Genomic DNA, 23,383 nt, shown 5'->3' with positions numbered 1-23,383 from the left:
CTCTATCGGTTGGTGCCATCGCCCGGGGGCGGCGACGGTTGTTGCTGCTGTTGCTGCAGCTGGCGGCGACGGGCCTGGATGCGTTCGCGGATGGCCTGCATCTGCGCTTCGCTGGGACCATTGTTGTTGGCCGGTGGTGTTTTTGCAGCTGACGCCGCAGGCGTGGGGGCATTGCCGGCGGGCGGCGTCGATGGGGTTGCCGCGGCCGGGGGCGGCGCCGGCGGAGCACCCGCCGAAGGCGGCACAACGATCGCGCCTGCAGGCGGTACACCGTTGGCACCGCGCAGCACCGTCGGCGGCTCGCCGCCCTGGCCGTTGAACACCGCCAGTTCCAGGACCTGGTTGCCACCGGGGCCGATCACCGTGGCCTGGCGCGGCTGCAGCGCCACCAGCTGCCAGCCATCCACGGCTTCGCCGTTCAGGCGCAGGCGCAGCGAGCGGTTCTGTTCGGTGGTGAACGTGGCCATGCCGAAATCGCCGGTCAGCAGCACGCCGGTCAGGCGCAACGCGGCACTGGCCGCCGGTTCGCTGCCGCCCAGCAGATAGGGCCGCGGTCTGCGGTCTTCGGCGAACAGCGGGCGCTCACCGATCGCGCTGTAGCTGTCGGCGCTGGCCATGCGCTCGGCCGCCAGCGGCGGCAACGATGGCAGCGATGGCGCGGCGTCGGCATCACCGTCGGCGCCCGGCAGCTGGCTGCCCAGCCCGAAGACGGTTGACAGCCAGACCGCCGCCGCCCAGCCGGCCAGTGCCAGCAGGAAGCCGGTACGCAGGCTGATCTGCTCAAGCTTCATCGGCCACCTCCGGCCCTTCGGACGGGGGCGCCGGCTGGGGCGCAGGCGTGGCCTCGGCCGGCGACGTGGACGGTGCCGGTGCCGCAGCGGGTGCCGGTACCGTGCCATCGGCGGCGGCGGCGCCTGGCAGCAGATAGCCGGCCAGCTCGAAGGACACATCCAGGCCCAGCCCGGATTCGTTCGGCGATTGCTGGAAGCGCTGCGCGATCAGGTTGAGGTTGTCGACGAACAGGCGGGGGCTGCCGGTTTCGAGGCTGTGCAGCACGGTGGCCAGTTCAGCCACGCCGCAGCGCAGGCGCACCTGCATGGCGACGCGCACGAACTCGGCATCGCGCCGGTTGTCGGTCAGCGGCGTGCGGTTGCTGATGGTGCAGCTGCGGTTGCCCGGGCTGGCCATCGCCACCGCATCCTGCAGCCGGGCGCCCAATGCAGCGGCGGCAGCTTCGGCAGTGGCTTCGCGCAGGAAGCCTGGCCGCTGCTGCAGGGCCTCGCGGGTTGCACGCAGGCGCTGTTCGATCTGTGGCTGCTGCTGCAGCTGCGCCTGCACGCGCGACTCGCGTTCGCGCAGGGCGGCGACATCGGCATCGATCGCACGCAGCGGCTGGGTGAACCAGGGGTGCACCAGCAGCAGATAAGCCAGGCCCAGCACTGCCAGCAGCAGTGCCAGCGCCAACCAGCGATCACGGCGTGCGCTTGGCATCGGCATCGGCCGCCTCCGGGGTCGGTGCTGCGGCCGGCAACGGCTGCAGTTCGGCGGTCATGGTGAAGCGGTCGCGGCCACTGGCTGCGCCATCGGCCTGCAGCACCCCGGTCAAGTTGACCTTGCGCCACTGCGGTGCGTCCTGCAGCAGCTGCACCAGCTGCGATGCTTCGCGGCTCAGGCCGATCAGCTGCAGGTTGTTGTTCTCGATCGCCAGCTTTTCCAGATAGGTGCCTTCCGGCAGGCGCCGGGTCAGTTCGTTCCAGATCTCCACCGTACCGGCGCGCTGGCTGCGCTGCTTCTCAAGGAATGCAGCACCATCGATCAGCGCCTGCAGCTGCGCGCGTTCGCTGGCCACGCCACGCGCGCTGCGCGCGCTGCGCTCGACCTGCGCACGCAGTTCGTCGGCGGCGGCCTGGCGGTTGTCCAGCAACTGCACCGCGGCCAGTACCAGCATCACGATGGATGCCGCTGCCAGCAGCAGGTTCCAGCGCCGCATCGGGTCTGGCCGCAATTGGCGCTGCGCGGGCGGCAGCAGGTTCACCTGCAACACGTTGCCCTGCGCATCGATGGCATCGACGCCGGCCAGCGCATCGGCCCATTGGCTCACCCGCGCGCGCCATGCTTCCAGCTGCCGCAGTGGCCACGCCACCAGTTCGACCTGCAACTGCCCTTCGCCGCCCGCGCCGAGTTCACGCACGTCATAGCTGACCTGGGACGCTTCGAACGGGGTCTGCCGGTCGATTTCGAAGCCGACCACGGCACGCAGGCGGTCGGCCGCCGCGGCGGGCAGGCGCAGCGTGCGCCGCAGCACATCCGCCGCGGGCAGCAGCCACACCCGGGGCAGGCTGCGCAGGCGCGGCTCGAGTACCCGGTCCAGTTCCACCGGCGACAGCGGCCACGGCAGGCGCGCCACCACTTCGCGGCGTTCACCGGCCTCACGCCAGACCTGCAGCTGGTCGCTCTCAGGCTGCAGCAACAGGCGGGCCTGGCCCCAGCCCAACGCCCATTGCCAGCGCACCGGTACCCAGGCCAGCAGCGACTGCCGCCACCAGCGCAGGAAGCGGCCAGCACCCGGGCCGATCCGGCCCTGCACTTGCCGCAGACTGTCCTGCCACGCCGTCATCTTGCTGTCATTCCCTGCTCCCAGCGAAGCACTGTGTAGGTCCGCCCGGGAACCCCGCCCGAGCCACTGCGTACCACTGCCTGCAACACCGACCTGCGTCCACTGCTGTCGATGGCAGCGGACTCGATACTATAGGTGCCGCTGCTGCTGGCAAGCGTTGTCGTACCACCAGCGGAATCTGCATCACGCTCCTGCTGTGCGCGCTGCGCCATCACCCTGTCCGCATCCAGCCCCAGCGCGGTCAGCACCGGCGCACTGGCGAACTGCGGATCCGGCCGGGCCTGGCGGCTGTACAGGGTCAGGTGCGGCAACATCGCCCGGTACAGCGTGCCGCGCATGCCCAGCACGCGCTGCAGCTCGCCCAGGGTCTCGAAGCGCTTGTTGCGTGGGCCATAGGGCAACCCGGCTGCGGCGTAGTCCTGCGCTTCAGCACCACCGCCCGGCTGCAGCAGGCTGTCCTCGTCACGCCAGTCGATGATGGCTGCGGCCAGCTGCCGGGCCTGGGCATCGTCTTCACCCAGCGCCTTGAGGAAGGCGGCCAGCAGCGCGGCATCGGCCAGGTTCAGGTTGATCTTGCCGTTCTCGTCCAGCACCTTGATCTCGATGCTGGCGTCGTCGAACTGCCAGCGATAGGTCCGACCATCGGCACGCCAGGGCGCGCGCTGCGGATCGGCCGACAGGCGCAGCAGGGCATATTCGAGGCCGGCACGCGCACGTTCCTGCCCGCGTGCATTGTCATCCAGCACGCGCTGCTGCAGGTGTTCGACCCGTGCGCTCAGCGCGAATGCGCCGACCAGCGCGGTCATCAACGCGATCAGCCACAGCACCAGCACCAATGCCGCCCCAACCTGACGCCTCATCGCGCGCCTCCGCTGCCACCTGCGCGCAGCGCCACCACCAGCGGTGGCCACGGCGCTCCACGGGCCGGCACGATCTGGATCTCCACCAGCATCGGCAGGCGGCGGGTGTCGTCCCAGCGCGGCATCCAGTCGGTCACCTGCCCAGTGCTGGCATCGATACCCCGATAGCGCAGCTGCACCGATTTCAGGTTCTCCACCAGCACCTCGGGCGGGCGCGGTGGATTCTCGGCGATGCGCTCGCCTTCCTGCAGCAGCACCAGGTCCAGCAGCAGGCGCTGTTGGCCATCGCGTCCGTCGACCTGCAGCGCGTGCAGGTAGGGGCCGCCACGGCCGAGGTATCCGGGCAGGTCGGCGGCGAACAACATGCGTTGCTCCTCCCCTTGGAAGAAGATCGGTTCGCGGGTGGGGTCCGGAACCTCCAGCGGGGTGCGCAACGCGCCCGCCAGCTGCCTGCGAAGCAAGGACTCGACCGCGCGCATGCGTTCGCTCTCGGCGGCGATCTGCTCGCCACGCTGGCTGACCGCCATCGCCGAGCGCACGCTGGCAAAGGCCAACGCCAGGCCGCCGGCCAGCAGCACGGTGGCCAGCATCACTTCGACCAGGGTGAAACCTGCGGCGCGGCGCCTCACCGGGCATTCTCCAGATCGGGCGGCAACAGGCGCAGGCTGCGCCAGCGCAGCTGCTCGCGCTCGCTGTCACCCCAACGCACCTGCAATTGCAGCTCTGCCAGCCATGGGGTCCCCGGTGACGTGGCCTGCACGACATTGCCAGCGCGTGGTTCCACCCACGGCTGAACCTGCAGTTCCCAGTGATAGCGCCCCTGTTCCCAGTCACCCTGCTGGCTGCCCACCTGCAGCGGTGCGTCGACGCCGGCCTCGGCCAGCAACGACTGTGCATGCAGCACCGCGCGCGTGCGCAGCTCGGCATCGCGCACCTGTTTTGCGCCGCCGGACAGGCTGCCCAGCAGAAGGGTCAACGCCAGGCCCAGCAGGGCGAAGGCGATGATCACTTCCAGCAGGGTGAAGCCACGCGCGCGCCGCTTCATTGCGCCCGCCAGGGGCCGGAGCGGACCTCACCGGTGAGCCAGCCGACGTCGACGCGCCATTCGGCGCCGTCGCGCTGCAACCGGATGCGGCCGCCGCTGGAGCCACCATCGGGATGAAATTCGATCACGCCCTGCCCCGGCGCGGTGGCCAGCTGCGCGGCGCCTTCGAACTGCACCTGCAGCTGTGCGGGCACCTCACCGTGGCGCTGGTTGGCGCCCTCCCAGCGCCGCCGCGCCGGCTCGATGACGAAGCGCTGCGGTTCGCCGCGGGCGATTGCCTGCGCGCGCACCATGCGCAGCTGGTTGGCGATGTCCTTGCCGGCGCTGCGCAGCTGCATGCCGGCGAAACCGCGCGACAGGCCAGCGGCGGTGATCAGGCCGATCGCAGCGATCAGTGCGATCACCAGCAGCATTTCCAGCAGCGACAGTCCCGCCGCGCGCCTGCCGTGCAGGCGCGGGTGGGGCAACCGGCGCGGCAGGAAATACGTCATGCGCGGTTACGGCTGGTAGCGGATGTCAGCGTCGACGCTGCTACCGCCGGCCTTGCCATCCTTGCCCAGGCTGACCAGCTCATACGGCTGGCCTTCGCCCGGTGCGCGGTATTCCAGGGCGTGGCCCCACGGGTCGTTCAGGTCGGCCGGCTTGGCGTACGGGCCGAGCCAGCCGCCAACACCGGCCGGTGCGGTCACCAGGTCATTGAGCGAGCCGGGCAGCTTGCCGGTGTCGATCTGGTAGTTGTCGATCTTGGACGCCACGGTCTGCACCTGCGCCTTGGCGATGTTGGCCTTGCCACGGTCGGCACCGCCCAGTACGCGGCTGGCGACCAGGGTCAGCACCGCGCCGATCAGCACGATGACGATGATGATTTCCAGCAGGCTCATGCCCGACTGGTTGCGCGCGGCGGTGAAGGAAAGGCGGATCGGTCGGCGACGGGCAATCATGGACGGTCCTTTCAGTTGCGGAGTGTCGGGGTTGCAGGGAGTGCCATCGTCAACCGATGGCATTGGTCAGGTCGTACAGCGGCACCAGCACGGCCACGATCACCGCGCCCACCACCGAGGCCAGCACCAGGGTGATCGCCGGCACCATCGCCGCCAGCAGGCGGTCGATGCGCCGGGCACTATCCTGTTCGAAGGTGTCGGCGGCCTTCAGCAGCATGGTATCGAGGGCGCCGGATTCCTCGCCGACCTGGATCATCTGCAGGGCCAGGCGCGGGAAGCGCTTGCCGCGCGACAGTGCCAGCGACAGGCCGGCACCATTTTTCACTTCATCGGCGGCCGCTTCCACATCGGCGGCCAGCGCGCGGTTGCCCAGTACGTTGCGCGCGATGCCCAGTGCCCCCAGCAGGGGCACGCCGTTGCGCAGCAAGGTGCCCAGCGTGCGCGCCAGGCGCGCGGTCTCCAGTTCACCGACAAGACGGCCGATGCCACGGCGTTGCAGCAACCAGCCATCCAGCGCCAGCCGGAACGCCGGTTGCCGCGCCTTGCGCTCGAAGAACAGCGCCAGCAGCGCCGGCACCACCAGCAGCAGCACCCACCAGTCGCGCACGAACAGGCCCAGCTGCAGGACCGCATTGGTGAACCACGGCAGCGCCACGTCCAGGCTCTCGTACATCTGCGCGAACTGCGGCACCACGTAGCCAAGCAGGAACAGCAGCGCACCGCCCACCACCACCAGCAGGATCGCCGGGTAGACCAGCGCGTTGATGACCTTGCCCTGCAGCGCGCGGCTGCGCTCCAGGTAGTCGGCCAGGCGTTGCAGGGTTTCATGCAGGCTGCCGCCGGCTTCGCCGGCGCGCACCATGTTCACGTAAAGGCGCGAGAACAGCCCATGCTGGCGTTCCAGCGCGGTGGACAGCGGTGCACCGCCGCGCACCACGTCGCGGATGTCGGTGATCGCGCGGCGCGATCGTTCGTCCTCGGGCAACCCCAGCAGGATCGACAGCGCGCGGTCCAGCGGCTGGCCGGCACCGAGCAGGGTCGCCAGCTGCTGGGTGAACTGCAACAGGGCGGCGCCCTGCAGGGGGCGCTGCTGCAGCAGGTTGCGCCAGCTGCGGCCGCCGATCGCGCCGGCGTCGGCCAGCTGCGTCTCCATCGGCAGGTGGCCCTGGTCCTGCAGGCGCGCGATCAGCTCGGCCTCGCTGGCCGCTTCCATCTGCCCGTCGAAGACCTCACCGTGCGGATTGAGCGCCTTGTAGCGGTAGTTCGGCATGTCAGCCCCGGCGTCCTGCGCGCATCAGCTTTCCTCGGTCACGCGCAGCACTTCCTCGATGGTGGTCTGTCCGCTCAGCGCCTTGGACAGGCCATCCTCGTACATGGTGCGCATGCCGGCTTCGCGGGCGATGCGCTCGATCTCGCCCATGCCATCGCGACGCATCACCGCACGCCGCAGCGCATCGTTCATCACCAGGAATTCCATGATGGTGGTACGCCCGAGGTAGCCGGTCGGCGCCAGCGCCGAGGGCTTCGGGCGGTAAAGGTGGATCGGTCCCTCCGGCTGCAGGCGGCGCAGCTCGAAGCGTTCGATCTCCTCTGGCGAGGCTGCGTAGCGTTCGGCATGGGTGGGCTCCAGCCGGCGCACCAGGCGCTGGGCCAGGATGCCGTTGATGGTCGAGGTGAGCAGGTAATCCTCCACGCCCATGTCGAGCAGGCGGGTGATGCCACCGGCCGCATTGTTGGTGTGCAGGGTGGACAGCACCAGGTGGCCGGTCAGTGCCGACTGGATGGCGATGCGCGCGGTTTCCAGGTCGCGCATTTCACCGATCATGATGATGTCCGGATCCTGGCGGACGATGCTGCGCAGCGCGTTGGCGAAATCCAGGCCGATCTGCGGCTTGGCCTGGATCTGGTTGATGCCCTCGATCTGGTATTCGACCGGATCTTCCACCGTGATGATCTTGACGTCGGCGGTGTTGAGCTGGCTCAGCGCGGTGTACAGCGTGGTGGTCTTGCCCGAGCCGGTCGGGCCGGTCACCAGCAGGATGCCGTGCGGCTGTTCCAGCACCTTGCGGAACTGCGGCAGGAAGGCGTCGGTGAAGCCGAGCCGGTGGAAATCGAAGACCACCGTTTCGCGGTCCAGCAGGCGCATCACCACGCTTTCGCCATGCGCGGTAGGCACGGTACTCACGCGCAGGTCCAGCTCCTTGCCCTGCACGCGCAGCATGATGCGGCCGTCCTGCGGCAGGCGGCGCTCGGCGATGTTGAGCCGGGCCATGATCTTGATGCGGCTGATCACCGCGGCGGTGAGATTGGCCGGCGGGCTCTCGCCCTCCACCAGCACGCCATCGACCCGGTAGCGGACTTTCAACCGGCTCTCGAACGGTTCGACATGGATATCCGAAGCGCGCAGTTCCACCGCACGCTGGATCACCAGGTTGACCAGACGGATCACCGGCGCTTCCGAAGCGAGGTCGCGCAGGTGCTCGATATCGTCGACCGCGCCGCCCTCGCCATCGGCGGTTTCCACGATCGCGCCCATCGCGCTGCGGCCCTGGCCGAACCAGCGCTCGACCAGGTCATCGATCTCCGCGCGCATGCCCAGCACCGGTGTCACCGGAACCCCCAGCGCCAACTGTACGGCCTGCTGCGGATAGGCATCGTGGGCATCGGCCAGCCACAGACGCACCCCGTGTTCATTCAACTCCAGCGGGCACACATGGAACTGCTTCAGGAAACGCAGCGACAGCGGTAGTCCTTCGGCCAGCGCCTGCGGCGGGGCCTCCGGCACCTGCTTGCCCTCCAGCAGCGGCAGGCCCAGCACCTCGGCGCTGGCCTGTGCCTGGTCGCGTTCAGACACCAGGCCCAGGCGCACCAGCAGGCCCAGCAGGCTGCCGCCGGCCTCGGCGTGCAGCGGCCGCGCGCGCGCCAGGTCTCCTTCCTTGAGCCGGCCGCGTGCCAGCAGCGCATCCAGGATGCGGCCTTCGGCATCGTCGGTAACGGTTGCAGCGAGCGCGTTCACGTGACTCTCCTGTCAATCGGACCGACTTTAGCAGTTAAGCCATGATTTCCGCCGCCCTGCCGCCAGCTTTCGTAAAAAGACGAAGCCCGTCACACAGGATGACGGGCCTCGGCCGTTCAACTACGACACGACAGGTTTACTGCGTGGCGAGGATGCTGACGCCGTTGTAGGCCGCTTCGCCCACCACCTTGATGTAGTAGGTGCCTGCCACCGGCTTGTTCACCCGTACCGTTTCGGACGTGCCGGGACGGGTCGACTTGCCATCGTTGTCGCTGGCGCTCGGCTCGCGTCCCTGGGCAATGTAGACCGACACGTTGCCGGTGCCACCGTAGGTGATCACGCTGAACTGCTTGCCAGCGGCTGCCTCGAAGCTGTACAGGCGGCTGCTGCCAGCCGTACCGTTCAGTCCCCCCACCGCGGCCTTGTTGGTCAGCGGCGTCGCCACCGGCCCGCAGTTCTCGGTGCACGGCTCTTCCAGTGCCTTGGCCAGCGCCGCCTTGGCATCGACGATGCCGGTGCCGATCGGGGTGGCGGCCGGAATGCTGACCGGGAACGGGCGCGCGGTTTCCTTCAGCAGCGTGCGCATCGCGGCGGGGGCCAGCGGATCCTTGCCCTTGGCGATCAGCGCGCTCTGCACCAGTGCAGCAACGGCAGCCACGTGCGGCGAGGCCATCGACGTGCCGCCCATGCCCATGTAGCTGTAGCTGCCCGACTGCGGGGTGGTGGCCGCATCGGAACCGGACTGCCAGACGTAGCCACCCGGGTTGCCGTCCACGCTGCCACCGCCGCCGGGGCCGGACAGGTCCACGCGGGTGCCGTAGTTGGAGTAGTAGGTGATGCCGCCGGTGATGCGGGTGGCACCGACGGTCACCACGCCGTCGCAACTGGCCGGACGGTACTTGGAAGCGTTGTCGGTCTCGTTGCCGGCCGCCACGACCACGGTGGTGCCACGCGAGATCGCGCCATTGATCGCATCCTGGTAGGTTCCGTCACAGCTGCCGCTTCCACCCAGGCTCATGTTGATGATCTCGGCCGGGTTGGCATTGGCGGGCACGCCCGCCACCGTGCCGCCGGAGGCCCAGGTGATGGCGTCGGCGATATCGGAGAGGTAGCCACCGCACTTGCCGAGCACGCGGACCGGCAGCACCTTGGCCTTGTGTGCGACACCGGCCATGCCGACGCCGTTGTTGGTCTGCTCGGCCACGGTGCCGGCCACATGGGTACCGTGCCAGGAGCTGTCCTCCGCGACGGAGCCGGTGTAGCACTCGTTGTCGTTCTCGACCCAGTCGCCATAGTCCTGCGCGCCCGGCACGCGATCGTTGGTGGCACGGCGCGACGTCTCGGCATCGCTGATGAAGTCGTAGCCTTCCAGCAGGTTGCCGACCAGGTCCGGGTGCTGCGGCAGGATGCCGGTGTCGAGCACGGCTACCACCACGCCCTCGCCCTGCGATACATCCCACGCCGACGGTGCGTTGATGCCACCGGTGGCGTTGTGCAGGTGCCACTGGTACTGCTGGTAGTACGGGTCGTTCGGCGCCAGCGCCGGCTGCACGTCACCGGCGCGCAGCTCGGTGCGGCGCAGCTTCACGTCGGCTTCGGCGTACTGCACGGCCGGGTCGGCCTTCAGTTCCTTCAGCACGCGCTGCAGTTCCGCAGGCGCCAGGCGCCCCTGCAGGCGGATCAGGTCGGCACCGACGCCGAGCCTGCGCACGACCTGCGGGCCCAGCGTGCTGGCGCGGGCGGTGCCACCGGACAGGCTGGCGCGGGTCAGCGCGGACTGCACGCTGGACAGCTTGGCCGAACGGTCGCCCGCCGCAGCGGTGCCGGCACGATACTTGACGATGATGCGCTCGGCGCCCGGCTCGGCGGTGCTGGCCTGGCGCACCGGTTCACGGGTCGGCAACCCGGCGGCGTGGACGGCACCCACCGCGGTCATCGACAGCACGGCGGCGGCAAGCACATTGATGCGAAGGTTCTGCTTCTTGATCACGTCGAAATTCCTCTTCTGGGTCATGGATCGAACCAACACTGCGGCCATCATTCCTTGACGACTCCCGGCCGGCCCAGCCGGGATTGCCGTGACCTCCCCCCAGGCCCTCGTTGCAGGTGATGCGCCGGCGTGGGTGGCCGCCGGCGCAGTGGTTTGGCTTACCAGCCGAAGCCGGCACCAACGCCGACCGAGCTGTCGTCACTGCTGAAGGCGCCGCCGAAGGTGACCGTGGCGCGATCGCTGATCGCACGCTGGTAGCCCAGCGACAACGCCGACTCGCCGCCCTGGAAACCGATACCGACGCCGACCCGGTTCTGGGTGCGGATGCCGGCGGCACTGGTGGCCATGTTGAGCATCGCCGCACTCATCGCGCCCTGGCGGTCGATGCGACGATCCATGTGGCGCAGGCGCCCGTCGATCTCGCCCTTGAACACATCGAAGCTATCGGCGACGGCCTGCACGCGGCTGTCGGTGTAGCTGTTGGCGGTGGCCATGCCACGATCCAGCTGGCCCTTGTTGACAGCGTCGGTGGCGGTGGTGCCGGCGGCGACGTTGGTGACCTGGCGTTCGTTGCCTTCGCTGCCCACCGACACCGTATTGGCACGATCGGCAACCGAGCCCTGGCCCAAAGCCACCGCGTTGGCAGCAGTGGCACTGGCGCCCTGGCCGATGGCGGTGGACGAGGCGCCACTGGCCACTGCGCCTTCACCCATGGCGACGGCATTGAAGCCGGTGGCCGGGGTGCCAACCGGAATCCCGGCACCGGCACCGGCGGCGGCGGCAGTCGGCGCGCCCTGCACGCGTGCGGTGCTGGCCGGTGCCGCATCGGCGGTGGCCGGTGCGTCGGCCATGCTGGCCAGCGGGCTCTCATCCAGCGACGCACTCATTGCGCGCAGGCTGGAAGCACCTGCACGCGTGCCACCGGCAGTACGACGGTCAATCTCACTGACCTTGCGGTCCAGCGCACCGAGCGCATCGCCGACGTTGCTGTACGTCGCGCCCTGGATCACATAGTTCGGCGCCACGAACACACCTTGCATGCCGACGCTGGCGCCACCGCCGAGGAAGCTGGCGGCATCACTGAGCGACTGGAACAACTGCCCGCCATTGATCGCCTGGCGACTGCCGGCGGCGATGCTGCCGGCACCGACGTTGTCGATGGTGGTGCCCTGGAAGCCGGACAGGGTCAGGCGATCACGGCTGGCGTCGTCATAGCCGACTGCGCTGGCCGCCGTGGTCTCGACCGTCGCGATGCGCGAATCGAAATCACCCACGCGGGTTTCCACTGCGCCCACGCGCTGGTTGGTGACGTTGAGCTGTGACCCGGTGACCGCATCGGTGCTGCCGGCAGCGATGCGGCCGTCGGCCACATTGACGATCCGCCTCGTGGCCGGGCCATCGGTGCCATTGCCACCGCCGACCGACACCACGTTGGCATCGAGCGCACGCGAGCCCGCACCCAGAGCCACCGAGTTCGCACCGGACGCGCCGGCGCTGTTGCCCAGTGCAAGCGCACCATTGCCAATGGCCATCGCGTTGGCACCCAGCGCATTGCTGCGTGCACCACTGGCACTGGCGGCCGAACCGACCGCAGCGGCATCGCTGCCGCTGGCACTGGCGGTACCCGCACCAGTGGCCTTGACGTAGCGTGCGGTGCCATCGGCGGTCGCCGCGACCGCATCGAGCTGGCCACGATTGACTGCATCGGTGCGCTCGGTACCAGCGGCGACACGGGTGATCTGACGATCACTGGTGCTGCTGCCCACTGACACGGTATTGGCACGATCAGCCACCGAACCGGCACCCAGTGCGATGCTGCCGGCCGCCGACGCATTGGCGCTGACACCCACTGCGGTGGCATTCGCACCGGTGGCCTTGCTGCCGTAGCCGACCGCCGTACCAAGCCGGCCACTGGCTTCGGCATAGCTGCCCAGCGCGGAAGCGCCATCGGCCGAGGCAGTGGCGCGGAAACCACTGGCCTGCGACTGCGTGCCACTGGCCGTGGCCTGCGCACCGCTGGCAGTGCTGTAGGCGCCCTTGGCTTGGGCGCCAGCACCACTGGCGCTGGAACCGAGTTCGCTGGCGCTGGCGCCGCTGCCCACGGCCATACTGTCGACACCACTGGCCTGCGCGTTGCTGCCCAGTGCCGCCGCGTTGTTGCCGGTGGCCAGGGCATCGACGCCGACGGCGGTGGCGTTGACGGCCATGGCGTTGGCTCCGCTGCCCAGCGCGGTGGCGCCGTTGCCGACGGCGTTGGCCGCGTTGCCGGCGGCCAGTGCGTTGTCACCGTCGACCAGGGCACCGGCTTCGCCATCGGCGTTGCCGCTGGCCTGGAACTGCCGGCCAGTCCTGTCGGCAACGCTGGCAACCGCGTCCAGCTGGCCTTTGTTCACCGCGTCGGTGGCCTCGGTGCCGGCTGCCACATGCGTCACCTGGCGCTCACCGCCCGCGGTGCCCACGGCCACGGTATTGTCGCGCTCGGCCTTGGAGCCGGCGCCCAGCGCCACGCTGTTCAACCCACTGGCCGTGGCACTGGCGCCCAGTGCCGTGCCATCTGCCGCATCGGCCCACGAATTCCAGCCGATCGCGGTGGCGTAATCTTCGGTCGCCCACGCACCCGCACCGAATGCCGCTGCACCGGTGCCGCTGGCGCGCGACGGGATCAGGCCGAAGAAGGTGCTGCCACCGATGGCCACGCTCTCAGCGCCACTGGCTTCGCTGGACTGGCCGACCGCAACGGCACCGCTACCGGCCGCGGCGGCGCCGAAGCCCACTGCCGTGGTGTTGGCACCGCTGGCCGCCGAGCCGTAGCCCAACGCGGTGCCAAGGCGACCGCTGGCTTCAGCATAGCCACCGACCGCGGTGGTGCCATCGGCGGAGGCGGCACTGCGGAAGCCACTGGCCAGTGCCTGCGTGCCGTTGGCGTTGGATTCGGTGCCGGTCGCGGTGCTGTACGCACCACTGGCCTGTGCACGCGCACCCGCGGCGCTGGCACCCAGCTCGCTGGCACTGGCGCCGGTACCGAGCGCAAGGCTGTCTTCGCCGGTGGCCTGTGCGGTACTGCCCAGTGCTGCGGCGTTGTTGCCGGTGGCCAGCGCATCGATGCCGACCGCCGTGGCGTTGGCCGCCAGTGCATTGGCGCCGCTGCCGAGTGCGGTGGCACCGTTGCCGATGGCGTTGGCCGCATCACCGGCCGCCAGCGCGTTGTCACCCTCGACCAGCGCGCCGGTTTCACCATCGGCGCTGCCACTGGCCTGGAACTGCCTGCTGGTCTTGTCCGCTGCAGCCGCTACGGCGTCGAGCTGGTTCTTGTTGACCGCATCAGTACCCTGCGTGCCAGCGGCCACGTTGGTGATCTGGCGGGTATTGCCACCACCGCCCACCGACACGGTGTTGTCGCGGTCCGCGATCGAATCGGCGCCCAGCGCCACGCTGTTGGCCGCGCGCGATTCAGCGGCGTTGCCCAGTGCGGTGCTGTTGATGCCACCGGACCAGGCGCCACCACCGACGGCGGTGGAGTAATTGCCCGATGCTTCGGTGGCCAGCACGCCAAACAGCGAACCACCGACGGCGACGCTGTTGGTGCCGGTGGCCAGGCTACCCTGGCCGGTGGCGGTGCTGTAGGCACCCGACGCCTCGGAGTCGCCGCCCAACGCCACGCTGTTGGAACCGGTGGCACTGGCGAAGTTGCCGAAGGCGGTGGCGTTGAACGCCGATGCCTGGGAGTAGCCACCGATGGCGGTGCTGTAGCCACCGGTCGCTTCGGCGCCGATGCCGAACGCTGCCGACGCGGTGCCGCTGGCGACGCTCTCGCTGCCGACCGCCGTGGCGCCGCTGCCGCTGGCGTTGCTGAAGTAGCCCACCGCCACGGCTTCCTCGCCGGAGGCTTCGGACAACACACCGTTGGCGGTACTGCCGGCACCACTGGCGATGCTGGCGGCACCGAACGCCGCGCTCTGCTCGCCGCTGGCTTCGCTTTCCGCACCCTGCGCGGTGGCGTACTCACCGGTCGCCTGTGCGTTGGCACCGACGGCGCTGGCGTTGGCGGCGCTGGCCAGCGCGTTGAAACCGATCGCCTGCGCGTTGTTGGCCAGCGCATTGGCACCACTGCCGAGTGCGGTGGCACCGTTGCCGATGGCGTTGGCCGCATCACCGGCGGCCAGCGCGTTGTCACCGTCCACCAGCGCACCGGCCACGTCACCGCCGCTGCCACTGGCCTGGAAGAAGCGGCTGGTGGTGGTGGCGGTACTCGCCACCGCATCCAGCTGCGCCTTATTCACCGCATCGGTGGCCTGGGTGCCAGCGGCGACGTTGGTGATCTGCCGCTCGTTGCCGGTGCTGCCGACCGACACGCTGCGGGCGCGGTTGGCAACCGAGCCGGCGCCGAGCGCGACAGCGTTGCTGGCGCTGGCGTTGCTACCGGCCCCGAGCGCGATCGCGCTTTCACCACCGGCCACCGTGTTGGTGCCGATGGCAATGCTGTTGAGGCTGTTACCCAGCGCCTGGAAGCCCAGCGCCACGCTGTTGTCGCCATAGCCGAAGGCACCACGGCCGACTGCGGTTGAGCTGGCACCATTGGCCCAGCTGTTGTAGCCGATGGAGGTTGCGCCACTGCCGCTGGCCCATGCCGCGTTGCCGAACGCCGAGGCGTTGGTGGCGGTGGCCCATGCACCTGAACCGAAGGCGCTCGCACCACTGGCCGTGGCCCAGCTGTAGCCACCGACAGCGGTGCTGTCATCGCTGCTGGCGAAGGCGCTGTCACCGACCGCAACGGCATAGCTGCCGGTCGCACGCGACTTGCCGCCGGCCGCGAAGCTGTTGTCGCCACTGGCCTTGGCGGCATTGCCGAACGCGCTGCTCACGGCACCAGTGGCCTGCGCACCGCTGCCGACCGCCGTGGCATCGGCAACCGCCGTGGTGCCCACCTGCTGCGCCTTTCCGTCGGCGCCGATGATCGGCTGGTTGTACTCGTCGTAGGCCTGTCCGAGGCCACCGATGGCAACACCGCCGTTGCCGGTGGCGCTGCTGTTGCGACCCACCGCCACGCTGTCATCACCGATCGCTGACGCGGCAGCGCCATGTGCAACCGCACCAGCACCGATCGCGTTGCTCGAGGAGCCGGCCGCGACCGCACCTTCGCCCTCGGCGAACGCACCGGCATCACTGCCCGCTTCGGGCTGTGCCTGGAAGAAGCGCGCGGTGCTGTCGGCGGTGCTGGCCACGGCATCCAGCTGCGCCTTGTTCACTGCATCCGTCGCCTGCGTTCCCGCGGCCACGCTGACGATCTGGCGTTCATTGCCATTGGTACCCACGGCCACCGTATTGGCCCGGTTGGAGCCCGAATAGGCGCCCAGCGCGACGCTGTTTTCGGCGCCAGCGGTGGCGTAGTAACCGATGGCCGTGCTGTCCTTGCCGATGGCCCAGGTCTGCGCACCCAATGCACTGGCGTTGTCGCCGGCGGCATAGGCAAAGTAGCCCAGCGCGGTGGACTCGGCACCCACCGCTTCGGTGAAGCTGCCATTGGCCAAGGAGCGGTCACCACTGGCGACGGCGCCACCACCGACCGCGGTGGAGGACACACCGCTGGCCCGCGTCTGCACATACAGTCCCATGCCCGGCACGATGTCGGCCGGGCCACCGATGGCGACGCTGCCAGCGCCGGTGGCGCTGCTCTGCGTTCCCAGGGCGGTGGCGTTGCTGCCACTGGCGGTGGCCGCCGCGCCGAAGGCCGCGCTGCCCTGCCCCGAGGCCAGCGCGTTGCTGCCGACGGCAGTGGCGCTCTGCGCGATGGCGACGGCGCCCGCACCCAGTGCACTGGTGCCATTGCCGATCGCATTGGCCGCCTCGCCAGCGGCCAGCGCATCTTCGCCTTCGGCCAGCGCACCGGCATCGCTGTTGCTGCTGCCGGTGGCCTGGAAGTGCTTGGCGGTGGCATCAGCCACGGCAGCGACCCCCTTCAACTGGGCCAGATTGACCGCATCGGTGGCTTCACTGCCCGCGGCAACGCTGGTGATCTGCCGCTCGTTGCCGGCGCTGCCGACCGCTACGCTGTTGGCACGGACAGCCTCGGAATTCGCACCCAGTGCAACGCTGTTGGCACCGCGTGCGGTAGCGTAATTACCGACGGCGGTACTCTGCGCGCCGCTGGCCCAGGTCTGCGCACCGAGCGCGCTGGCATTCTCACCCGGGGCATAGGCGAAGTAGCCCACGGCGGTGGATTCCGCACCGGATGCTTCGGTCAGGCTGCCGTTGGCCACCGCACGATCACCGCTGGCGATAGCGCCGGCGCCGACCGCGGTGGCGGCTTCGCCGCTGGCCTGGGTCTGCACGAAGAAGCCCAGGCCCGGAATCAGGTCGGCCGGGCCACCGATGGCGACGCTGCTGGTACCGGTGGCGGTGCTCTGCGTACCCAGTGCGGTGGAGTAGTCACCGATGGCATTGGCGACCGCACCGAATGCGGACGACTGCGCACCGGCGGCATACGCGCCAACGCCGTAGGACGACGCCGCAAATCCACTGGCTTCGGCACTGGCGCCGACTGCAGTGCCACCGACGCCTGCGCTGGTGGCGCCGGTTTCCACCGGCACGCCACCACTGGTGATCAGCGGATTGCCATCGGCATCCACTGCAGCACCACCGACGGCGACGCTGCCCGGGCCGTTCGCCTGTGCGTTGTTGCCGAACGCGGCGCTGTTCTGGCCCGACGCCAGCGCGTTGTTGCCGACGGCGGTGGCGTTCTGCGCAACGGCCGTGGCGCCGGCACCCACGGCGGTGGTGCCGTTGCCGATGGCGTTGGCCGCCTCGCCGGCCGCCAGTGCCTCGTCACCTTCGGCCAGCGCGCCGGCGTCGCTGTTGCTGCTGCCAGTGGCCTGGAAACGCTTGGCCGTGGCATCGGCCACGGCGGCCACGTTCTTCAACTGGCCGACATTGACCGCGTCGGTATCTTCGGTACCCGCAGCGACGCTGGTGATCTGCCGGGTCAGGCCATATTCGGCGGCGCCGACAGAGACGGTATCGACGCGGTCGGCCAGCGAGCCGGCGCCCAGCGCCACGCTGCCGGTGGCAATCGCCGCCGAGTTGGACCCCAGCGCGGTGCTGTACTCACCGACGGCGGTGCTGAACGCACCCACCGCGATTGATGCTTCATTGGCGGCAGTGGCGCCGCGACCCAGTGCGGTACTGCCCGGGCCCATCGCCACGGCACCGCCACCCACGGCAGTGGCGCCATCGGCGGTGGCTTCGGACAGCGCACCCAGGGCGGTGGCCGCGCCATTCTCGCTTGCAGCATAGGCACTGGCGCCGACGGCGGTGTCACCAAGACCGAACGCGGCAGCACTCTGCCCGACCACCACGCTGGCGTCACCGATTGCCAATGCGCCCTGGCCGAACGCGCTGGCGCCCAGGCCGGCGGCAATCGCCTGGGTACCGATGGCGGTGGTGGCATTGGCCAACGACTGCGCACCGGCGCCCGCTGCAACAGCGCCCTGCCCGTCGATCTTCGCCGCGTCGCTGTCATCACCTGCGCCATCGGCCTTGAAGTAGCGGTTTCCATCTGCGGCGACATCCGCCAGCGCGGCCTGCGTGGCGCGCGCCTGCGCATCCAGCTGTGACTTGTTCACCGCATCGGTGGCCTGGGTACCAGCGGCCACGTTGGTGATCTGCCGCTCCTTGCCGGCGTCGCCGACGGACACGGTATTGGCCCGCGCTGCTTTGGAGCCAGCGCCCAGCGCCACGCTGTTGGCGGCGCTGGCATTGCTGTTGCTGCCGATCGCCACCGCGTTGCTGCCCTTGGCCGTGGCCGAGCCTTCGATCAGGCACTTTTCCAGCAGCTTGCCGCTGAATGCGACGCAGGTAGCGCTGCCGCCGATCTGCACTGACTGTGCAATGGCGGAACCGCTCATGCCCAATCCCAATACCAGGCCCAGTGCCACCGCCAACAGCGCGGGCGTGGCCTGTGTCGTATCGCGGCGCTGGTCGACAACACCACCGCTGCTGTCGGAGGAGGCCAGTTCCGAGGCCACCACCAACTGACCCAATGCTTTGTTCCAGACCTTGCGATAAATCCGATTCATCGGTACGGCTCCTGATTGGACTGGTTTTGGGCAAAGCAACGCCACCGCCGGGCCTTGTGGCCCAACGTCCCCTGGGGGCGTTTATTCGCGTGATTTACTGCGGGGTATTGCCGAACGGCGCGCAGCGACAGAAAACCGAGCGCGTGCGCCGAGCGGTTACTGCGGAATGAATGGTTCTGAAACGGGGTTCAAGTGTTAACGGCAACTTTGCAGATCGTCAAGACTTTGACACGACAAATGCTATTGCCGTGAAGCAGTTCACCATTTCACGTGTTTATAAAAGTATTTTGTTAGGTACACGTGACGGACCGCTGGCGCATGAAAACCGATGTAACTAGCGGGCGCGACAAGGGTTTCACGCGTGCAAAGAAAAACCCGCCGACGAAGCGGCGGGTTTTTCATACGCGGTGGCATTGCGGCCTGCGCGGAACGATGCGATCAGCCGCACCACACCCGCGCGTTGCGGAACATGCGCATCCACGGCGAATCACCCTGCCATTCCGCCGGTGCCCAGCTCAGGTTGAGCGCGCGCGGGGTACGTTCCGGGTGCGGCATCATGATGGTGACGCGGCCGTCGCTGCTGGTCAGGCCGGTGATGCCGTCCGGCGAACCGTTCGGGTTCAGCGGGTACTGGCTGGCCACCTTGCCATTGCCATCGATGTAGCGCAGCGAGACACGTGCAGCAGCCTGGTCGACGGCATTGTCGAACACGGCCTGGCCTTCACCATGCGCCACCGCCACCTGCAGGCGCGAGCCGGCCATGCCACGCAGCAGGATCGACGGCGATTCCACCACTTCCAGCAGCGCGGTGCGGGCTTCGAACTGCTCGCTGGCGTTGCGACGGAACTGCGGCCAGTGCTCGGCACCCGGAATGATGTTCTTCAGCTGGCTCATCATCTGGCAGCCGTTGCATACGCCCAGCGCGAAGCTGTCTTCGCGCGCGAAGAACGCGGCGAAGGCATCACGCAGTGCGCTGCGCTCCAGGATCGAGGTGGCCCAGCCACGGCCGGCACCGAGCACGTCGCCATAGCTGAAGCCACCACAGGCCACCAGGCCGGTGAAATCCTGCAGGGCCACGCGGCCTTCAATCAGGTCGCTCATGTGCACGTCGAAGGCACGGAAGCCGGCACGCTCGAAGGCGTTGGCCATTTCGATCTGGCCGTTGACGCCCTGCTCGCGCAGCACCGCCACGCGCGGACGCGCACCGCTGCTGATGAACGGTGCCGCCACATCCTCGTTGAGGTCGAAGCTGAGCTTCGGCTTCAGGCCCGGTGCGTTGAAGGCACGCGCGACCTCGCGCTCGGCATCGGCATTGGCCGGGTTGTCGCGGCGCTTCTGCATCGCGTGGGTGACCGACCACCAGGCATCGAACAAGGCCTCCCAGCGCCACTCGGCCAGGTTCTCGCCGCCCAGCGACACGCGCACCACCGGTGCGGTGGTTGGCTTGGCGATGCGCTGCGCGCATTCGGTCAATGCATGGCGTTCAACCAGGTCGGCAAACGCTGCACGGTCTTCGCGCGCGATCTGCACCACCGCGCCCAGTTCTTCGTTGAACAGGCTGCGGAACGGATCGTCACCCCAGGCATCGAGGGCGATGTCCAGGCCCAGGCGCGAGGTGAAGGCCATTTCGCACAGCGCGGCGAAAGCACCGCCGTCGCTGCGGTCGTGATAGGCCAGCAGCAGGCCGGACTGGCGTGCATCGCGGATCAGCTCGAAGAAACCCCGCAGGCGCTGCGGATCGTCCAGGTCCGGGGCGGCACCGGCGAAGGCCGGCAGGTCGCCGTGGTCGGCATGCACCTGGGCCAGGATCGAACCCCCCAGGCGCTGCTTGCCGGCACCGAGGCCGATCAGCCACAGCTCGCTGTCCACCTCCCGGTCGAGCAGCGGGGTCAACTGCTGGCGCACGTCGGCAACCGGCGCGAACGCCGAGATCACCAGCGACACCGGCGACACACTCTTGTGCGCTTCGCCCTGGTCGTGCCACTGCGCCTGCATTGACAGCGAGTCCTTGCCCACCGGGATGCTGATGTCCAGCTGCGGACAGAGTTCCATGCCCACCGCCTTCACCGCGTCGTACAGCAGCGCGTCTTCGCCCGGGTGACCGGCCGCGGCCATCCAGTTCGCCGACAGCTTGATCTCATCCAGCGCATCGACCGGGGCCGCGCACAGGTTGGTCAGCGCTTCGCCCACCGCCATGCGTGCCGAAGCAGCGGCATCGAGCAGGGCCAGCGGGGTGCGCTCGCCGATCGACATCGCCTCACCGGCTACGCCGTCGAAGTCGGCCAGGGTGATTGCCACGTCGGCCACCGGCAGCTGCCACGGGCCGACCATCTGCTCGCGCGCGGTCAGGCCGCCGACGCTGCGATCACCGATGGTGACCAGGAAGTTCTTCGAGGCCACGGTCGGGTGCGCGAGCACGCGCAGGCCGGCTTCCTGCAGGTCCAGGCCACCGGTCTTCAGCGCCGGCCAGCGCGGTGCCGGCGGGTGCGCGGTATCGCGGTGCATCTTCGGCGGCTTGCCGAACAGCACGTCCATCGGCAGGTCGATCGGTGCATCGGCCGGGGTGTGGCCCGGCACGGCACCGTAGGCCACCACCAGATGTTCCTCGGCGGTGGCCACACCAACCGCAGCGAACGGGCAGCGCTCGCGGGCGCACAGCGCGGCGAACTCGGCCAGGCGTTCCTGGGCCACGCCCAGCACGTAGCGTTCCTGCGACTCGTTGCACCACAGCTGCATCGGCGACAGCGACGGATCATCGGTGGGCACCTTGCCCAGGTCGATGACACCACCGACGTTCGAGTCGTGCAGCAGTTCGGGGATGGCGTTGGACAGGCCACCGGCGCCGACGTCGTGGAAGAACTTGATCGGGTTGTTGGCGCCCATCGCCACGCAGCGGTCGATGACCTCCTGGCAGCGGCGCTCCATTTCCGGGTTGTCGCGCTGCACGCTGGCGAAGTCCAGGTCCTCGGCGCTTTCACCGGAGGCCACCGAACTGGCCGCACCGCCGCCCAGGCCGATCAGCATCGCCGGGCCACCCAGCACGATCACCGCATCACCGGCCTGCAGCGGGATCTTGTCGACCTGGACGCGGTCGATCGCGCCGAGGCCACCGGCCAGCATGATCGGCTTGTCGTACGCGCGCACCAGGTCGGTGCCTTCCGGCAGCTCGAAGCTGCGGAAGTAGCCGAGCAGGTTCGGGCGGCCGAACTCGTTGTTGAACGCGGCGCCGCCGAGCGGGCCGTCGGTCATGATTTCCAGCGCCGGTGCCATGCGCGGGTTCAGCGCGCGCGGCGCCTCCCACGGCTGCGGCAATTCCGGAATGCGCAGGTGCGAGACCGAGAAGCCGGTCAGGCCCGCCTTCGGCTTGCCACCGCGGCCGGTCGCGCCTTCGTCGCGGATCTCGCCACCCGCGCCGGTCGAGGCGCCCGGGAACGGTGCGATCGCGGTTGGGTGGTTGTGGGTTTCCACCTTGATCTGGAAGGCACTGGGCACCTGCGCTTCGCGGCGGTATTCGCCACTGGCCGGATCGGGGCGATAGCGCGACGCCGGATGGCCTTCGATCACCGCGGCGTTGTCGCTGTACGCGCTGAGCGTGTGCTGCGGGGTCTGCTGGTGGGTGTTCTTGATCATCCGGAACAGCGAGCGGTCCTGCTCCTGGCCGTCGATGGTCCAGCTGGCGTTGAAGATCTTGTGGCGGCAGTGCTCGGAATTGGCCTGCGCGAACATCATCAGTTCCACGTCCGACGGCGAGCGGCCCAGCGCGGTGAAGCGTTCACGCAGGTAGTCGATCTCGTCCTGGGCCATGGCCAGGCCGAGGCGCTGGTTGGCGGCCTCCAGCTGGTCCACCGGCACGCGTTCCAGCTCGCCACGCGCCGGCGCCGAGAACAGCGCCTGGCCCTGCTCCACGGTCTCCAGCACCGACTGCGTCATCGGGTCGTGCAGCGCCTTGACCAGCGCCTGCTGAGCGTCGGCATCGGCCGGCCAGCCCTGCACGTCGATGCGCAGGCCACGTTCGACCCGGCTGACCGGCTGGCCGGCACCGCGGACCAGTTCGGTGGCCTTGCTCGACCAGGGCGACAGCGTGCCCAGGCGCGGCACCACGATGCGGCTGACTGCGCCTTCGGCCACGGCTTCGGCCTGCGGCGCCGCTTCGAGGATGCGGCACAGCGTGGTCAGGTCGGGGGCGGCGCTGCCTTCGGGCTGCACGAAGTAGACGTGCCAAGCGCCGCTGATGCGCAGGGAGGGAGCGATGGACTGCAGGCGGGATTCAAGACGTTCGCGGCGGAACGGCGACAGGGCGGGCGCGCCCTCGAGGACCATCATGTCCGGGGAACCGTAGTTGGGAAACGGGCCCGACATTGTACCGGAAGCAGGGGGATGGCTTTGGCCGGGCGGCGCCCGGCACCCGCCGAAGCCAGGGCAACGGCAACAGCAACGGCAACGGCCAAAGCAAAAGCTGGGTTCCCGTGGGATGGCGGGGTGGGTCCGGTGGCGGGGGACGCCGTAAACCCGTCCTTGGGGGCTTGGCCGCGGCATCCATGCCGCGGACACCCCCGCCACCGGACCCACCCCGCCTTCGACAGATTTCTGCGATCTGCGGTAGATCCACGCCATGCGTGGACGCTTCCCGGTAGGGCCGGCCGCTGGCCGGCAACCAGAGGAAGTCAGAAATCAGGCATTGAAGAGCGAAGCGACCGGCTTTTGCTTTTGTTTTTTTCTTCTGTCTTTCGTGGCTGGCCGCGCAGGAACCTGTCAGGGGCCGGGGGGATGGGGTCAGGCGGGGTGTCCGCGGCATGGATGCCGCGGCCAAGCCCCCAGGGACGGGTTCACGGCGTCCCCGCC

Annotated in this window: 13 protein-coding genes; all 13 read right to left on the bottom strand. The window is 69.1% G+C overall.

Annotation, left to right across the window (positions count from 1 at the left end; genetic code table 11):
* Nucleotides 1-2: 2 nt before the first annotated feature.
* The 13 genes from AC5P7X_RS09860 to purL all read right to left on the bottom strand — a co-directional run bounded on the left by AC5P7X_RS09860 (nt 3) and on the right by purL (nt 22,864).
* Nucleotides 3-791 carry a type II secretion system protein, XpsN-like gene (locus tag AC5P7X_RS09860; protein WP_070489720.1) on the bottom strand — a complete coding sequence of 263 codons (789 nt, stop codon included), beginning with the start codon at nt 789-791 and terminating at the stop codon, nt 3-5.
* Nucleotides 781-1,497, bottom strand: a complete 717-nt coding sequence (gspM, locus tag AC5P7X_RS09855) for a type II secretion system protein GspM (protein WP_053499714.1) — start codon at nt 1,495-1,497, stop codon at nt 781-783. The genes AC5P7X_RS09860 and gspM overlap by 11 nt, the downstream gene beginning before the upstream one ends.
* The gene (locus AC5P7X_RS09850) at nt 1,472-2,617 is read right to left on the bottom strand and encodes a PilN domain-containing protein (protein WP_346607331.1); all 1,146 of its coding nucleotides are present in this window, start codon (nt 2,615-2,617) and stop codon (nt 1,472-1,474) included. Before AC5P7X_RS09850 ends, gspM begins: the two co-directional genes overlap by 26 nt.
* On the bottom strand, nt 2,614-3,477 hold the full coding sequence (locus AC5P7X_RS09845) for a type II secretion system minor pseudopilin (protein WP_495214766.1): 864 nt from the start codon (nt 3,475-3,477) through the stop codon (nt 2,614-2,616). The genes AC5P7X_RS09850 and AC5P7X_RS09845 overlap by 4 nt, the downstream gene beginning before the upstream one ends.
* Nucleotides 3,474-4,106, bottom strand: coding sequence for a type II secretion system protein J (locus AC5P7X_RS09840; RefSeq protein WP_053499709.1), 633 nt, complete (start codon nt 4,104-4,106; stop codon nt 3,474-3,476). The genes AC5P7X_RS09845 and AC5P7X_RS09840 overlap by 4 nt, the downstream gene beginning before the upstream one ends.
* A complete protein-coding gene (xpsI, locus tag AC5P7X_RS09835) occupies nt 4,103-4,522 on the bottom strand; it encodes a type II secretion system protein XpsI (RefSeq protein WP_005415227.1) in 420 nt (139 codons plus the stop codon). Before xpsI ends, AC5P7X_RS09840 begins: the two co-directional genes overlap by 4 nt.
* Nucleotides 4,519-5,013, bottom strand: a complete 495-nt coding sequence (gene xpsH, locus AC5P7X_RS09830) for a type II secretion system protein XpsH (protein WP_005415226.1) — start codon at nt 5,011-5,013, stop codon at nt 4,519-4,521. The genes xpsI and xpsH overlap by 4 nt, the downstream gene beginning before the upstream one ends.
* A gap of 6 nt (nt 5,014-5,019) precedes the next feature.
* Complete coding sequence (gene gspG, locus AC5P7X_RS09825) at nt 5,020-5,463, bottom strand: type II secretion system major pseudopilin GspG (RefSeq protein ID WP_005415225.1); 444 nt, start codon at nt 5,461-5,463, stop codon at nt 5,020-5,022.
* A gap of 49 nt (nt 5,464-5,512) precedes the next feature.
* The gene (gene xpsF, locus AC5P7X_RS09820; RefSeq protein WP_005415224.1) at nt 5,513-6,733 is read right to left on the bottom strand and encodes a type II secretion system protein XpsF; all 1,221 of its coding nucleotides are present in this window, start codon (nt 6,731-6,733) and stop codon (nt 5,513-5,515) included.
* Nucleotides 6,734-6,757: 24 nt separating this feature from the next.
* A complete protein-coding gene (gspE, locus tag AC5P7X_RS09815) occupies nt 6,758-8,479 on the bottom strand; it encodes a type II secretion system ATPase GspE (RefSeq protein WP_053499707.1) in 1,722 nt (573 codons plus the stop codon).
* Between the two features lie 136 nt (nt 8,480-8,615).
* Nucleotides 8,616-10,469 carry a S8 family peptidase gene (locus tag AC5P7X_RS09810; protein ID WP_053499721.1) on the bottom strand — a complete coding sequence of 618 codons (1,854 nt, stop codon included), beginning with the start codon at nt 10,467-10,469 and terminating at the stop codon, nt 8,616-8,618.
* Nucleotides 10,470-10,627: 158 nt separating this feature from the next.
* Nucleotides 10,628-18,541 carry an ESPR-type extended signal peptide-containing protein gene (locus AC5P7X_RS09805; RefSeq protein ID WP_495214765.1) on the bottom strand — a complete coding sequence of 2,638 codons (7,914 nt, stop codon included), beginning with the start codon at nt 18,539-18,541 and terminating at the stop codon, nt 10,628-10,630.
* Nucleotides 18,542-18,979: 438 nt separating this feature from the next.
* Nucleotides 18,980-22,864 carry a phosphoribosylformylglycinamidine synthase gene (gene purL, locus AC5P7X_RS09800; RefSeq protein ID WP_495214763.1) on the bottom strand — a complete coding sequence of 1,295 codons (3,885 nt, stop codon included), beginning with the start codon at nt 22,862-22,864 and terminating at the stop codon, nt 18,980-18,982.
* Nucleotides 22,865-23,383: the final 519 nt, after the last annotated feature.

Source organism: Stenotrophomonas sp. YJH_SMC_53 (assembly GCF_059369995.1).
This window is presented reverse-complemented; position numbering and strand designations above follow the sequence as displayed.